Annotated in this window: 16 protein-coding genes; 15 read left to right on the top strand and 1 reads right to left on the bottom strand. The window is 63.0% G+C overall.

Features of this window, described 5'->3' with window-relative positions:
• The first annotated feature begins 96 nt into the window (after window positions 1-96).
• From topA to OP497_RS11715, 15 genes are all read left to right on the top strand, one after another.
• Window positions 97-2,745 carry a type I DNA topoisomerase gene (gene topA / locus OP497_RS11785; protein WP_280548596.1) on the top strand — a complete coding sequence of 883 codons (2,649 nt, stop codon included), beginning with the start codon at window positions 97-99 and terminating at the stop codon, window positions 2,743-2,745.
• Entirely contained in the window at window positions 2,742-3,206 is a 465-nt protein-coding gene (locus OP497_RS11780) for a DUF6586 family protein (RefSeq protein WP_280548594.1), read from the top strand. The genes topA and OP497_RS11780 overlap by 4 nt, the downstream gene beginning before the upstream one ends.
• Entirely contained in the window at window positions 3,200-3,700 is a 501-nt protein-coding gene (locus tag OP497_RS11775; RefSeq protein WP_280548592.1) for an NYN domain-containing protein, read from the top strand. Before OP497_RS11780 ends, OP497_RS11775 begins: the two co-directional genes overlap by 7 nt.
• 228 nt (window positions 3,701-3,928) lie before the next feature.
• Window positions 3,929-5,521, top strand: a complete 1,593-nt coding sequence (locus OP497_RS11770; RefSeq protein ID WP_280548590.1) for an ABC-F family ATPase — start codon at window positions 3,929-3,931, stop codon at window positions 5,519-5,521.
• Between the two features lie 174 nt (window positions 5,522-5,695).
• Window positions 5,696-6,502, top strand: a complete 807-nt coding sequence (locus OP497_RS11765; protein ID WP_280548588.1) for a dienelactone hydrolase family protein — start codon at window positions 5,696-5,698, stop codon at window positions 6,500-6,502.
• Window positions 6,503-6,944: 442 nt separating this feature from the next.
• A complete protein-coding gene (locus OP497_RS11760; protein ID WP_280548586.1) occupies window positions 6,945-7,565 on the top strand; it encodes a glutathione S-transferase in 621 nt (206 codons plus the stop codon).
• A gap of 58 nt (window positions 7,566-7,623) precedes the next feature.
• Window positions 7,624-8,292: a cupin domain-containing protein gene (locus tag OP497_RS11755; protein WP_280548584.1), complete on the top strand. Its 669-nt coding sequence runs from the start codon at window positions 7,624-7,626 to the stop codon at window positions 8,290-8,292.
• A gap of 57 nt (window positions 8,293-8,349) precedes the next feature.
• Window positions 8,350-8,928, top strand: a complete 579-nt coding sequence (locus tag OP497_RS11750; RefSeq protein ID WP_280548582.1) for a TetR/AcrR family transcriptional regulator — start codon at window positions 8,350-8,352, stop codon at window positions 8,926-8,928.
• An 82-nt stretch (window positions 8,929-9,010) separates the two neighbouring features.
• On the top strand, window positions 9,011-9,436 hold the full coding sequence (locus tag OP497_RS11745; protein WP_280548580.1) for an organic hydroperoxide resistance protein: 426 nt from the start codon (window positions 9,011-9,013) through the stop codon (window positions 9,434-9,436).
• Window positions 9,436-9,897 (top strand): MarR family transcriptional regulator, encoded by a 462-nt coding sequence (locus tag OP497_RS11740; RefSeq protein ID WP_280548578.1) that lies wholly within the window; start codon window positions 9,436-9,438, stop codon window positions 9,895-9,897. Before OP497_RS11745 ends, OP497_RS11740 begins: the two co-directional genes overlap by 1 nt.
• 52 nt (window positions 9,898-9,949) lie before the next feature.
• Window positions 9,950-11,038, top strand: coding sequence for an aldo/keto reductase (locus OP497_RS11735; RefSeq protein ID WP_280548576.1), 1,089 nt, complete (start codon window positions 9,950-9,952; stop codon window positions 11,036-11,038).
• A gap of 121 nt (window positions 11,039-11,159) precedes the next feature.
• A complete protein-coding gene (locus OP497_RS11730) occupies window positions 11,160-12,065 on the top strand; it encodes an SDR family oxidoreductase (RefSeq protein ID WP_280548574.1) in 906 nt (301 codons plus the stop codon).
• Between the two features lie 251 nt (window positions 12,066-12,316).
• Window positions 12,317-12,781: a 2-hydroxyacyl-CoA dehydratase gene (locus tag OP497_RS11725; protein WP_280548572.1), complete on the top strand. Its 465-nt coding sequence runs from the start codon at window positions 12,317-12,319 to the stop codon at window positions 12,779-12,781.
• Between the two features lie 164 nt (window positions 12,782-12,945).
• Entirely contained in the window at window positions 12,946-13,557 is a 612-nt protein-coding gene (locus OP497_RS11720) for a L,D-transpeptidase (protein WP_280548570.1), read from the top strand.
• A 177-nt stretch (window positions 13,558-13,734) separates the two neighbouring features.
• Complete coding sequence (locus OP497_RS11715; RefSeq protein WP_280548568.1) at window positions 13,735-13,998, top strand: Lpp/OprI family alanine-zipper lipoprotein; 264 nt, start codon at window positions 13,735-13,737, stop codon at window positions 13,996-13,998.
• Between the two features lie 116 nt (window positions 13,999-14,114).
• Here OP497_RS11715 and OP497_RS11710 read toward each other — a convergent pair whose 3' ends face one another.
• Complete coding sequence (locus OP497_RS11710; RefSeq protein WP_280548566.1) at window positions 14,115-15,215, bottom strand: L,D-transpeptidase family protein; 1,101 nt, start codon at window positions 15,213-15,215, stop codon at window positions 14,115-14,117.
• Between the last annotated feature and the right edge of the window lie 5 nt (window positions 15,216-15,220).

The following is a 15,220-nucleotide window of genomic DNA, read 5'->3' as shown; positions in this document are numbered from 1 at the left end:
GGTAGGGTAAGCGCATTTTTCACCCGCCACAGAAGGGCGGGCCGAAACCGTCTGGCGCAGGCCGTCGAGCTGGCGCCATCAGCACAGTGGAGCACTATGGGCAAGTCACTGGTCATCGTCGAGTCGCCGGCCAAGGCCAAGACGATCAACAAGTATCTCGGCAACGACTTCATCGTGAAGTCGAGCGTGGGGCACATCCGTGACCTGCCGACCAGCGGCTCCGGCAAGGCAGCCTCGGATCCCAAGGAGCGTGCCCGTCAGGCCGCGGCGACCCGCAAGATGTCCCCGGAGGAGAAGGCCGAGCACCGCAAGCACAAGGCCCATGACCAGTTGATCCGGCGCATGGGCATCGACCCTGAGCATGGCTGGGAGGCGCATTACGAGATCCTCCCGGGCAAAGAGAAGGTGGTAGCCGAGCTCAAGAAGCTCGCCGAGAAGGCCGATGCCGTCTATCTTGCTACCGACCTTGACCGCGAGGGGGAGGCCATCGCCTGGCACCTGCGCGAGACCATCGGTGGCGACGAGACCCGCTACCGGCGGGTGGTGTTCAACGAGATCACCAAGAACGCCATTCAGGAGGCCTTTCAGGATCCCGGCAGCCTGAACATCCCCCGCGTCGAGGCGCAGCAGGCGCGTCGCTTCCTCGATCGGGTGGTGGGCTTCATGCTCTCGCCGCTGCTGTGGGCCAAGATCGCCCGTGGCCTCTCCGCCGGCCGGGTGCAGTCGGTGGCCACTCGCCTGATCGTCGAACGCGAGCGCGAGATCCACGCCTTCATCCCCGAGGAGTTCTGGGACGTCCATGCCGACCTGGTCCCGCAAGGCGAGGGGGCCGGCGATGACCCGACAACGGTGCGCTTCGAGCTGGTACGCCAGGACGGCAAGGCGTTCCGGCCCACCTCCGAGGCCGAGACGCTGGAGCGCATTGCGGCGCTCAAGCAGGCGAGCCTGGCGATCACCGCGCGGGAAGACAAGCCCACGCGATCCAAGCCCAATGCCCCCCTCATCACCTCGACGCTTCAGCAGGCGGCCAGTGGTCGGCTGGGCTTCTCGGTAAAGAAGACCATGACCCTGGCCCAGCGCCTCTACGAAGCCGGCTACATCACCTACATGCGGACCGATTCCACCAACCTCTCGAAGGATGCGGTGGAGAATGTGCGCGAGTTCATCGGCACGGAATTCGGCCCGCGCTACCTGCCCGAGGCGCCCAATCGCTACTCCAGCAAGGCGGGGGCCCAGGAAGCTCACGAGGCGATCCGCCCCTCCGACGTCGCTCGCCGGGCCACCGACCTGGCCGGCATGGAGCGTGACGCCGAGCGCCTCTATGAGCTGATCTGGCGACAGTTCGTGGCCTGTCAGATGACGCCTGCCGAGTACCTCTCCAGCACCCTGACCGTGGAGGTCGACGGCTTCGAGCTGCGTGCCAAGGGGCGGGTACTGAAGTTCGACGGCTACACCCGGGTGATGAAGCCGATGGGGCGCAAGGAGGAGGACCAGTCGTTGCCGGACCTCGCCGAGGGCACGTCCATGACCCTGGAGCGGCTCGATCCGCAGCAGCACTTCACCAAGCCGGCGGCCCGCTACACCGAAGCGAGCCTGGTCAAGGAACTGGAGAAGCGCGGCATCGGCCGCCCCTCCACCTATGCCTCGATCATCTCCACCATCCAGGACCGCGGCTACGTCAAGCTGGAGAACCGGCGCTTCTATGCCGAGAAGCTCGGCGATATCGTCACCGAGCGGCTCAAGGAGTCGTTCCCCGACCTGATGGACTACTCCTTCACCGCCCGCATGGAGGATAGCCTCGATGATGTGGCCGAGGGCGAGCGCAACTGGCAGGCACTGCTCGATGCCTTCTACGCCGAGTTCAAGAAGGAACTCGCCGTCGCCGAGAGCGAGGAGGGCATGCGGCCCAACCAGCCGGTGCCCACCGACATCGATTGCCCGACCTGCGGGCGCAAGATGCAGATCCGCACCGCCTCCACCGGGGTCTTCCTGGGTTGCTCCGGCTACAACCTGCCGCCCAAGGAGCGCTGCAAGACCACCATCGACCTGCTGCCCGGCGACGAGGCGGTGGCCGCGGATGCCGGCGAGGACGCCGAAACCGATGCGCTGCGGGCCAAGCACCGCTGCCCCAAGTGCGGCACCGCCATGGACAGCTACCTGATCGACGAGACCCGCAAGCTGCACATCTGCGGCAACAGCCCGGATTGTGATGGCCACGAGATCGAGAAGGGCAAGTTCCGCATCAAGGGCTATGACGGTCCGACCATCGAGTGCGACAAGTGCGGCAGCGAGATGCAGCTCAAGACCGGGCGTTTCGGCAAGTACTTCGGCTGCACCAACAGCGAGTGCAAGAACACCCGCAAGCTGTTGCGCAGCGGCGAGGCGGCGCCGCCCAAGATGGACCCGATTCCCATGCCGGAGCTCGAGTGCCAGAAGGTCGATGACCATTATGTGCTGCGCGACGGCGCCAGCGGCCTGTTCCTGGCGGCGAGCAAGTTTCCCAAGAATCGCGAGACCCGCCCGCCGCTGGTCAAGGAGCTCAAGGCGCATGCCGAAGCGCTGCCCGACAAGTACCGCTACCTACTCGATGCCCCCAGCGAGGATCCGGACGGTCGCCCGGCGCAGATCCGCTTCTCGCGCAAGGCGCGTGAGCAGTTCGTGATGACCGACGAGGGCGGCAAGGCCACCGGCTGGCGAGCGAGCTTCGATGGCAGCAAATGGCAGGTGGAGGACAAGCGTAAGTGACCCCGAGATCCCGCACCAACCAGCTGCTCTACCAGGCGGAGCTGCTGCTCGCGCTGCCGGCCGGCGACGACGAGCACGGCGAGGCGCGGCGCATGGCCGCGGAGGAGGGCAGCCTGGCGCTGGCCGAGCTGGCGCTGCAGTCTCTGCTGCGCGAGGTCACCGAGCATGCCCACCTGGAGCGTCATGACTGGCGCGAACTGCTGGGCCCCGAGGGCGCCGGCATTGCCGAGCTGCACCGGCTGCGCGAGCTGGTCGCGCGTCCCGACAGCTGGCTGGCCTGGCTGATCGGCAAGCTCGAGGCCCTGCACTCAAGCGACGGTGTGGCCCGTCGCGCTACGGGCGCTGCCCGGGGGTTGATCGCCGTGGGCAGCGGTGCGGCACTAGGGGAGGAGCTGCGCGCCTGCCTCGCCGAGGCCAAGACCGAGATCGCCGCCCTGCGCGAGACCAGCGAGGAATGGTAGCGAACGCGCGTCAGGCGGCCAGGGAGCGCGTCGCCATCTTCGTCGACGTCCAGAATGTCTACTACACCACCCGCGAGGCCTTTGGCCGGCACTTCGACTACAACGCCTTCTGGGCGCGCTTCGCGGCCGGTCGGGAGGTGGTGGTGGCCAACGCCTACGCGGTGGAGCGCGGCGACCCCCGTCAGCAGCAGTTCCAGGCCATCCTGCGCGGCATCGGCTTCACCGTGAAGCTCAAGCCTTATATCCAGCGCCGTGATGGCTCGGCCAAGGGCGACTGGGACGTGGGCATCGCTCTGGACGCCATGGAGGCCGCGCCGCGGGTCGATCGGGTGGTGTTGGTCTCCGGCGACGGCGACTTCGACCTGCTGGTGGAGCGGATGCGCGAGCGCCATGGGGTGGAGGTGGAGGTGGTCGGCGTGGCGCGGCTCACCGCCGATTCGCTGATCCGCGCGGCCAGCCGCTTCGTGCCCATCGAGGGGGAGTTGTTGCTTTAGGCAAAGCCTATCTCAGTGAGTGGTTCTACTCGGAGCTGATCCGGCGGCAGGCCTTCGAGGAGGCGCTGTGAATACATCCTTGTACGCTACCGACGCCATCCCTGGCGTAGGACCTCCTCTCCGGCCTGACCCCCGGCGCTCCTCGCTTCTGTCAGCCATGATGGGTGTGAGTGTTGGCGATAACCGGTACAATCCCGCCCCCGTTTCATGCACTGACTGGACCCCTCATTGATCTCCACCGCCAACATCACCATGCAGTTCGGCGCCAAGCCGCTGTTCGAGAATGTCTCCGTCAAGTTCGGCAATGGCAACCGTTACGGCCTGATCGGGGCCAACGGCTGCGGCAAGTCCACCTTCATGAAGATCCTCGGCGGTGACCTGGAGCCCTCCTCGGGACAGGTGATGGTCGAGTCCGGTGCCCGGCTCGGCAAGCTGCGCCAGGACCAGTTCGCCTTCGAGGACGAGCGCGTCATCGACACCGTGATCATGGGCAATGCCGAGCTGTGGCAGGTGGCCGCCGAGCGCGAGCGTATCTACGCGCTGCCCGAGATGAGCGAGGCGGACGGCATGGCCGTGGCCGACCTCGAGGTGCGCTTCGCCGAGCTCGACGGCTATACCGCCGAGTCCCGGGCCGGCGAGCTGCTGCTGGGGCTCGGCATCCCGTTGCGCCAGCACGCAGGCCCCATGAGTGAGATCGCGCCGGGCTGGAAGCTGCGCGTGCTGCTCGCCCAGGCGCTGTTCGCCGACCCCGATGTGCTGCTGCTCGACGAGCCCACCAACCATCTGGACATCAACACCATCCGCTGGCTGGAGGACATGCTCACCGCGCGCAATAGCACCATGATCATCATTTCCCACGACCGCCACTTCCTCAACAGCGTCTGCACCCACATGGCGGACCTGGACTACGGCGAGATCACGCTGTTTCCCGGCAACTACGATGACTACATGACGGCCGCCACCGCCGTCCGCGAACGCCAGCACGCCGACAACGCCAAGAAGAAGACGCAGATCGCCGAGCTGCAGGCCTTCGTCAGCCGTTTCTCGGCCAATGCCTCGAAGGCCAAACAGGCGACCTCCCGGGCGCGGCAGATCGACAGGATCAAGCTCGAGGAGATCAAGCCCTCCAGCCGGGTCAGCCCCTTCATCCGCTTCGAGCAGGCCAGGAAGATCCATCGTAACGCGGTCAACGTCGAGTCCGTCACCAAGGGGTTCGCCGAGGAGGCACCGCTCATCGAGCGCCTCTCGATGACCGTGGAAGCCGGCGAACGCATCGCCATCATCGGTCCCAACGGGATCGGCAAGACGACCTTGTTGCGCACCCTGGCCGGCGAGCTGCATCCCGATGCCGGCGCGGTGCGCTGGACCGACAGTGCCCAACTCGGCATCTTCGCCCAGGACCACGCGGACGACTTCGCCAACGACGCCACCCTGTTCGAGTGGATGTCCCAGTGGACCCAGGGCGGGGAGCAGGAGGTGCGCGGCGCCCTGGGCAGGATGCTGTTCTCCAGCGACGACATCGGCAAGTCGGTGAAGGTGATCTCCGGCGGCGAGCAGGGCCGCATGCTGTTCGGCAAGCTGGCCCTGACCCGGCCCAACGTGCTGCTGATGGACGAGCCCACCAACCACCTGGACATGGAGTCCATCGAGGCGCTCAATCTGGCCCTGGCGAACTACCCCGGCACCCTGATCTTCGTCAGCCATGACCGCGAGTTCGTCTCCTCCCTGGCGACCCGCATCCTGGACATGAGCGAGCAGGGGACTACCGACTTCAGCGGCAGTTACGATGACTACCTGCGCAGCCAGGGGTTATTCGGGTGACAGCACGCAGAGCTCCCAGGGCCATGGTCCTGCGCTTTCTGACAGCAAAGGCGAGAACAGCGTATCGGGCGAGTGATTGATTTCGCGCCGGCTCATCCGGTAAAACGTCCTGTGAACCTTGGCAGATGCATCTTCGTACTCAAAGACATAATCCGACCAAATAGGAGTAAACAGATGATGAGCAGCCTGAAAACAGCATTGGTAGCGGCAACGCTTTCACTCACTGTTGCAAGTACGCAGGTGATGGCAGAAATGCAAACCAGCACCATCGAGTATCAAGTCGGCGACGAGACCTTCACCGGCTATATGGCCTGGGATGATGAGTTCGAGCAGAAACGTCCGGGCGTTCTGGTGGTTCATGAATGGTGGGGGCACAATGAATTCGCCCGGAATCAGGCAGAACGTCTTGCTTCCGCCGGCTATACAGCGTTTGCGCTGGACATGTATGGCTCAGGCAAGCAGGCGGAACACCCTGATACTGCCCAGAAGTTCATGCAGGAAGCAACCAGGGACATGGACCAGGTCAAGGCACGCTTCATGAAGGCGATGGACATCCTGAAGAGCCACGAGAGCGTGGATGCTTCCCGTATTGCGGCACAAGGCTATTGCTTTGGCGGCGGCGTAGTTCTGAACATGGCACGCATGGGCGTGGATCTGGATGGCGTCGTCAGCTTCCATGGGGTTCTCGGCAGCCCCCTCACGGCTGAACCCGGATCCGTGAAAGCCAGAATCCAGGTGTACACAGGCGGTGCCGACAAGCTGGTCCCCTCCGATCAGGTCGCAGGCCTGGTAAAAGAGATGCAGGATGCTGAAGTCGACTTAACCCTGGTGAGCTTTCCCGGAGTGCTGCACTCATTCACCAACCCGAGCGCTGACAAGGTCGCCGAGCAGTTCGGCATGCCGGTTGGTTATGACGAAGAGGCCGCCAGCCGTTCCTGGGATGGCACCATGCGTTTCTACAAGGCGATTTTCGCCCAGTAATACAGGCGGGAGCAAAAACCAGGGCGATTGCACGAACAAAGTCTCTCATCGGGTAAAGCGCTTTCGGCCCGATGAGAGCCTTATCCATGCAAAAAGCGGTAATGTTGTATGAGCACAGCTTGCTGCGCGATACATCAGCGATACACTGGGCGCCTGGCGGCGCCAATCGCACAGTAAATAAATAGAGTAAATAAATAAGGTAATCCCCCGGCTTTGCCGGGGGATACTTACTTCTGACCGCTGAGTCGGTTTTTTTGATATACGGCGCCTTTCCCCCCATTGGGTCGGCCCGAGGCGTCCGCAGGCCTTATGTCGGAACCAGCCGACCAACGTTTTCCAGCATCTCAACCGACACACTCGATTCATGGCTGCCTCTTGCAAATCAACCTACCAGTAGGTAGGGTGGGTCTTGCACTCACTCAACATTGCTAGAGGTCAACCAATGAAGGTCCACGATACCGAAGGCTTCCCGAACCCGCTGCGCGTTCGCATTGCCCTGGCAGAAAAAGGCGCAACGAATCAGGTGGAATTTGTTCCGGTGGATGTGATGGGGGCCGAACACCGTTCCGAGGAGTTCCGGGCAAAGAACCCGGATGCCACCGTGCCCATGCTGGAGCTTGACGACGGTACCTGCATCGCCCAGTGCAACGCCATCACCGAATATATCGACGGGGTCTTTGATGGCCCCTCCCTCACGGGTACAACCCCAAAGGAGCGCGCCTGCATTGCGATGATGAATCTGCGGGTAGAAAACGGTCTGATGAACGCCGTGGGTGCCTATTTCCACCACGCAACCCCGGGGCTCGGCCCGGATCTGGAGACCTGGCAATGCGCTGAATGGGGTAACAAACAGAAAGAAATTGCCAGCGCCACCATGGCCTACCTGGACAGTGTTCTGGCAGACAATGAGTTTGTTGCGGGCGACAGCTTCTCGGTGGCGGATATCACCACCTATGCCGGCCTGGTGTTTGCGGATTTTGCCAAGGTTGATATTCCCGGGTCCCTGAGCAACCTCCGGGCCTGGCGCGCAAAAGTCGCAGCCCGTCCGTCCATTGCCGGATGAGCCGGGACATTCAGGTTCAACACATGAATTGAACACATGAATAAAGGGAGGCAATCTCATGGAGATCAATGCTAATTTCTCCAAACCGGTTGTCGTGCATTCCGATCAGCTTGAATGGCAGCCGTCACCCATGAAAGGGGTGGAGCGGCGCATGCTGGACCGGATCGGGGATGAAGTTGCCCGCGCCACCACCATCGTGCGGTATGCACCGGGCAGCCATTTCTCGGCGCACACCCATACCGGGGGCGAGGAATTCATCGTACTGGAGGGCGTATTCCAGGATGAGCACGGTGACTTCCCTGCCGGCACCTATGTGCGCAACCCCCCGACCACGTCACATATCCCGCGCTCTGAGGAGGGGTGCACGATTTTTGTAAAACTCTGGCAGTTCGACCTGGCCGACCGTACCCAGTTCAGCAAGAACATGGAAGCCGGGCTGGGTGCCCCGGTGGACGGCGTTGCCACCGCAAAGCTGCACGAGGACGACCGTGAGATTGTCACCTACAGCAAGCTCGATGCGAAGGCGACACTGACCTCGGAGGCACCCGGCGGAATCGAGCTGCTGGTGATCGACGGCACGGTCACGGTGGACGGCGAGGTGCTGGGCCGGCATGACTGGCTGCGCCTGCCCGAAGGGCAAACGTTGTCCGCGCGGGCCGGGGACGATGGCGCGAAGCTCTGGATGAAGACCGGGCACCTGCGATTTGCCGGGGCACCGGCAGTATGAGCCCGGCAATAGCGCGAGTGAACCACATGGATAGGTGACATAGACAGGTGAATGACCATGAACCGTGATACCAGAACCGCCCTGATGGATCTTGCCGAGCACAGCGTCCGGTCACGGGGCTTTGACGGGTTCAGCTATGCGGATCTGGCTGAGGCCATCGGCATTCGGAAGGCCTCGATTCACTATCACTTCCCCACCAAAGCGAACCTCTCCGAGGCCTTGATTGAGCGCTATCAGACCAATCTGCAGCATGGCCTGGCCGGGATAGAATCAACCCATTCCAGCGCCGGCGCACGCTTCAAGGCACTGATTGCCCTGTATCGCTCGGCGCTGCATGATGGCCAGACCGTGTGCCTGTGTGTTGCCTTTTCAATCTGCCGCGAAAGCCTGTCCGATGCGGTTATCGCCAAAGTCGGTGCCGTTCGCGTCATGGTACTGCAATGGCTTACGGCTATGTTCGAACTGGGGCAAAGGGATGGATCAATCGTGGCCATCCAGGATCCGACCGATGAGGCGCACGCCACCCTGGCCACGCTGGAAGGTGCCCATCTGGCAGCGCGCACCGAAGAAGATCCCGCCGTGTTTGACGGCGCCACGCGGCTCCTGAGCGCCCGCTGCCATGCGCGCGCATTCTAGTATAAGCCCGACGACACTGCTCCTTGCCTGAACTATATGGTTAGCGATAGGATGGCTTGCCATACACTCCAGGAGGTGAAGCATGAGCACGTTCTACTCAACCACGGTTAACGCCATCGGCGGTCGCAGCGGCACGGTGAAAAGCACTGATGGGCTTCTCGACCTCAAGCTCGCGATGCCCGGCAGTCTGGGCGGCCAGGGCGATGCCACCAATCCTGAACAGCTTTTTGCGGCCGGTTATGCCGCCTGCTTCGGCAATGCAGTCATCCATGTCACCCGCAACCAGGAGCGCAAACTCCAGGATCGTGATGTCGAGGTGGCCGCCACCGTCGGCCTGGAGCCGAATGGCAGCGGCGGTTTTGCGCTGACCGTCGCGCTCGATGTCACGCTGGCCGGCGTTGACCAGGCGGCAGCCGAGGCGATCGTTGCCCAGGCGCATGAGGTCTGCCCCTATTCAAATGCAACCCGCGGCAATATCGATGTCGCGCTGAGTGTCAAGACGCGATGATGGGTAGCGAGCACCAAGACGATGCCAGCGAGTGGCTTCGCCTCGACCGTCAGGTCTGCTTTCCCCTCTACGCGGCGACCAACCTGATGCAGCGCCTGTATCGTCCGCTGCTGGCACCGCTGGGGCTGACCTATTCGCAATATCTGGTATTGCTGGTGCTGTGGGAGCGCGGCAGTGCCAGCGTCGGCGAATTGCGTGATTGCCTCTATCTTGATGCCGGCACCATCACTCCCCTGCTCAAGCGCATGGAGCGAGATGGCCTGGTGACCCGCAGGCGAGACCGTGAGGACGAGCGTCGTGTGCTCATCGCACTCACTCCGCACGCCACCGCCTTACGGGAGCAGGCCCAGCGGATTCCCGAAACGCTTGCGGCCCGGATCGGTTTTGACGCCGCGGAGGGAGCACAGCTTCACGATGTCACCACCTCGTTGGTAGAAAGACTGCGAGGGCTGGTCAAATAGCGAGGTCCGCAGCTCGCTTTCAATACCAATTCATTTCACAAAGAGGTGCAACATGGCAACTGACAACCTACCGCGGTTCCATGAAGACAACCGTCTACGCTACAAGGCACTGGGTGACTCAGGCCTGTTCGTCTCCGAGCTCTGCCTGGGGACCATGACCTTCGGCGGCGGCGATGAGGGGATCTGGGGCCTGATCGGCAATCTGCAGCAGGAGCAGGCCGACGAGCTGATGAAGATGGCCCTGGAGGCGGGCATCAACTTCATCGACACCGCCAATGTCTATGGTTTCGGTGCCAGTGAGCGCATCGTCGGCCAGTCCCTGAAGAATCTCGGCGTTCGCCGCGAGGACGTGGTGCTGGCCACCAAGGTACTTGGCCCCATGGGGGATGGTCCCAATGCCCGGGGCGCCTCCCGTGGCCATATCATGAGTGAATGCAAGGCGAGCCTGGCGCGCCTGCAGACGGACTATATCGACCTGTACCAGATCCACGGCTTCGACCCGGCCACGCCGATCGAGGAAACCCTGGAGGCACTGAACACCCTGGTGCAACACGGCCATGTGCGTTATGTGGGCCTGTCCAACTGGGCCGCCTGGCAGATCATGAAGGCCATCGGCATCACCCGGGCCCGTCACCTGTGCCCGATCACCTCCCTGCAGGCCTATTACACCCTGGTGGGTCGCGACCTGGAACGGGATATCGTGCCGATGCTGGCATCCGAGAAGGTCGGGCTGATGGTGTGGAGCCCGCTGGCAGGGGGCTACCTGTCGGGCAAATACGAAGGGCCGGACGTTTCCGAGGAAAACCGCCGGGCCAGGTTTGATTTCCCGCCCGTCAACCGTGAGCGGGGCAGCGAGGTTATCAGGGTCATGCGGGAGATTGCCGATGGCAAGCAGGTCGACGGCGAGCCGGTCAGCGTGGCCCAGATCGCCCTGGCCTGGCTGCTACACCAGAAACCTGTGACCAGCATTATTGTGGGTGCCAAACGGCCCGACCAGCTCAAGGCCAATATCCGCGCGGCCGGAGTACGCCTGTCGGATGACGAGCTGGCCGCCCTGGATGAGGTCAGCCGCCTGCCGGAGGAGTATCCGGGCTGGATGCTGGAGCGGCAAGGGGAGTATCGGGCGCACGCGAAAGAGTGAGCACTGGCACCGCGCCGGCATAAGGACTTGTCCTCTGATTGTCGAAAACGAGATCTTCTATAAACGGGCAGATCAAGGGCCTGACGGCCATCGATCCGCCCAACCACCGAAGGAGGTAGACATGTCATCCCTTGACACCCAGTTCCTTTCCCTGACGGAACATCACGGCCGATATGAGGCGATCAATCCGGCTGCAGCGCTGAAAGATAGCGCGTCGGGCAAGGTGATCTTCATTACCGGCGGATCACGGGGAATCGGCCAGGCTACGGCTGTCGCCTTCGCCGAGGCGGGCGCAAGGGCGGTCTATGTGACCGCGCGCTCAGAGCCGGCACTCGAGGAGACACGGGAGCTGATCCGACAGGCAAACCCGAATACCCAGTGCGCCTATTCGACGTGCGATGTCACCCGCCCGGAGCAGGTCGAAGCTGCCGTTGCCGATTGCGTGAAAACATTCGGCGGCATCGACGTGGCCGATGCCAACGCCGGCCACCTTGCGCATTGGGCGAAGATCGGCGAGTCCGACCCCGAGAGCTGGTGGCACACCTGGGAAGTCAACGTGAGGGGGGCCTATCACGTCATACGTTTCTGTATGCCGCATCTTATCGAGTCTGCGAAAAAGTGGGCCGCCGAAGGATCAAGTGGCGGTCATCTGATCCTGCTGTCGTCGGTTGGCGCGCAGCTGCTGTCCCCGACGGGATCTGATTACCAGACATCCAAGCACGCGATCAACCGTCTGTGTGAATTCGTCACCGTGGATCATGGTCAGGACGGCATCAAATGCTTCGCCATCCATCCCGGCGGAGTGGCCACCGAGCTCGGACAGAACATGCCAGGGGAGATGCACGCCTATCTCACCGATAGCCCCGAGCTGGCGGCCGGTTTTATCGTCTGGCTGGCCTCCGGCAAGGCGGACTGGGGCACGGGGCGCCATTTCAGCGCCAATTGGGATGTGGAAGAACTCACCTCGCTCAGGAACGAGATTCTCAGGCACGATCTGTTGGTGAACCGCCTGCGCGCCAAGCTGTGATAAAGTTATTTCTTGACGTTAGTGCTCTGAGCTTGGCCGGCTTGGCGCCAAGCTGTGCGTTGCACCAGTCAATGACCCACAACGCCGGAAGAGCCCACAATGCCGGGCAACGCCAGAAGGTGGCACGTGGGGCGGCGGCTACGATCTCATACAGCATTGATATGCATCAAGCGTGATGGACATGGCTTGGTTACGATAAAATTAATGGACTATCTGCCCGTATCGGGGCATCAATGATAGGAGGAGCCGCAATGCGCTTTCATCAGGTCAAGGAGCTGGTCGCCTGGGCGGCCGATTACCATCGTGGGCTCGCCGAACAGTATGACCAGCTGGCCGCCACTGACGTCAACGACCGGGTGCGCATGGCATTGGAGTACCTGGCCGAGCACGAACGCAAGATGCAGACCGAGCTGGCCAACTACCTCGAGGAAGATAGCGAGCATCGCAACGTCCTCGAGACCTGGTTCGACGACCCTGCCGACTTTCCCCATGCGCCCACCCTCGATCGTCTTACCCAGTGTGTGTCCTGCGACAGCGTGCAGGATGTGCTCTCTACCGCGCTGACCATGCACAGGACGCTTCAGGATCTCTACGCGCATCGTGTCGAGCGGGCATCCGCGGAGGCCGAGCGCGAGTTCTTCGCCTCGCTCTCTACCGGCCATGAGGCCGAAGTGCGACGACTTGCCCGTGACATGCAACGACTCGAGGACTACTGAGGAGAACGCGATGTCGGACAGAGCCTGTCACTCACGCTGCTGCGCCATGCCGATGACGCCGTTTTGCGACACCGCCATTCCCTCCTGACAGGCCTTGGCCAATCCGGTATAACGTCTATCAGTACGAAGCCTTTCATTTCCTGCATGCCCCAGAGACGTCACCGATGAAGCACCTGTCCCGTCGCCGCTTCGGCCTGCTGGCGCTCAGTTCGCCCTTGCTGCTGTTGGCCCCGTACGCGTCTGCCAGCCTGATGGACAGCCTGCTGTCTCGCGCCATCGTTCCTCGCCACGACGGCGAGCTGTGGGTGCTGGTCGATGACCGTGAGGCGGCGCTGAGCGTCTACCGTGGCAATCGGCTACTCGAGCGCTACGAGCCGATCTCGCTGGGCCGCGGGGGGGCCAAGCCGCAGCGCCAGCGGGGCGACCGTGCCACGCCGCTCGGCGAGTTCCGGGTCAACCGCTTCAATCGCCGCAGCAAGTTCCATATCTTCATCGGGCTCGATTACCCCACGCCGACTCATGCCCGCATGGCGCTGGAGGCCGGGGTGTACAGCCAGCAAGACTACGATGACTACTTCTCCTACTACCGTCGGAACGGTTACCCTCCCCAGGATACGGTGCTCGGCGGCTTCATCGGCATCCATGGTGTCGGTGAGGGGGATCCCGACATCCACCGGCGGTTCCACTGGACGGATGGCTGCGTGGCAGTGACCGACACGCAGGTCGAGAATTTGTCGTCGTTGATCGACATTGGCACACGCGTCGTGATCCGCTAGGCTTTACATTCGCAAGGGACGTTCTAAGCTATGGACAAGCGCCGTTATATATTATAAAACAGCGTTTGACTCCTGTGCTTCGCAGCAGAAGTCGCTGCAAGAAGGCCTGCTTCCGCAGGAAGCCTGACTCTCAGGCAACACCAACGCAGTACCCAAGGAAGACTCAAGGAGAACACCATGACTCTGAAGACCACCCTGAAGCTGACCGCCGCTGCCGCCTCCCTGGCCATCCTGGCCGGTTGTGCATCCAACAGCGCCCTGGAAGAAGTCCGCATGACCGCCGAGTCCGCCCAGGCCGACGCTGCCGAAGCACGCAGCATCGCCACCCAGGCGCAGAACACCGCCAACCAGGCACAGCGCGACGCTCAGGCGGCTCTGCAGATGTCCGAGCAGAACCGCGAAGAGATGAACCGCATGTTCGAGCGTTCCATGCGCAAGTGATCGTTCTCCGCCGCCCGGTAGGGCGGTAGCAGAACCTTCAAGACAGGGGCCTCGCCGTTACCGGCGAGGCCCCTGTCGTTGGTGGACGTTTGCTGCGCGATGAGGTCAGGAGAGGCTCAGCCTTCCTTGGCCTGGCGCTCCTTGGGGGCAGTGTCGGCGGCGATTAGCTCCAGGCGGTCCCAGAGCGTTTCGGGCGTGGGATCCGGGGCTGAGACCTCCAGCGCCACGGGCATGCCCCGCGGCACCTCCACGACCTCGCGAAGACGGGCGTAGTCCACCGGGTAGTCGAGTCCACTGATCGCCGTGTCCACCTCGGCGAGCGCGTCGGTAATGCGCTGGATGGTGGTGCCGTCTTCTTCGTCCAAGTAGGGATAGGACTGGATGTGTAGGGTGCCATCCGACCAGCCGAGCTTGAGCGTCTCGTTGATCAGTTTGACCTGGGTGCCGATGGGCAGGCGTGGGAAGAGGGCCTCGATGTCCTCCGGCAGCATGCGGATGCAGCCGTGGGTGACGCGCATGCCGACGCCCTCGGGCTTGTTGGTGCCGTGGATCAGGTAGCCGGGGATGCCCAGACGCATCTTGCGCGTGCCCAGCGGGTTATCCGGTCCGGGCGGTACCACGCTCGGCAGGCTGCGCCCCTCCTCGGCACGCTCCTTGAGGATCGACTTCGGTGGATACCAGGCCGGATCCTTGACCTTCTCGGTGATGCGGGTGGTGCCCAAGGGAGTCTTCCAGTCCATGCGCCCGACGGCGATGGGGTAGGTCTCGACGCGTGGCGTATCTCCCTGCTCGGCCGGGGGATAATAGTAGAGGCGCATCTCCGCCACGTTGACCACCAGGCCCTCGCGGGGCCCTTCGGGAAGAATGAAGCGACCGGGAATCACGATCTCGGTGCCCTCGAAGGGCGCCCAGATGCTGACGTCCGGGTTGGCGCGCACCATCTCCTCGTAGCCGATGCCGTGCTCGTGGCCGATATCGATCAGGGTATCGCCGCTCTCGGCGACGACGGTATAGACCTCACCGACCAGGTCCCCTTCGTCGGGAAGGGGATAGTAGCCGCGGGGCCACTCCTCGGTACTGGCCTGGAGGGGCGTGGCCAGAGCGGCGCAGAGACCCAGCGCCGTGGCGAATCGGGCGGCGTGCCCGAGCGGGAAAGAGTGCTTCATCGACGTCATGTTCTCGTGGTTGCCGTTGGTCAGGGGCTGCGATGGGCCCATCCTGG

The sequence above is a fragment of the Halomonas sp. 11-S5 genome, assembly GCF_029889825.1.
Classification (GTDB): Bacteria; Pseudomonadota; Gammaproteobacteria; order Pseudomonadales; family Halomonadaceae; genus Halomonas.
The sequence above is the reverse complement of the archived record's forward strand: the minus strand, read 5'-3'. Positions and strand labels throughout refer to the sequence as shown.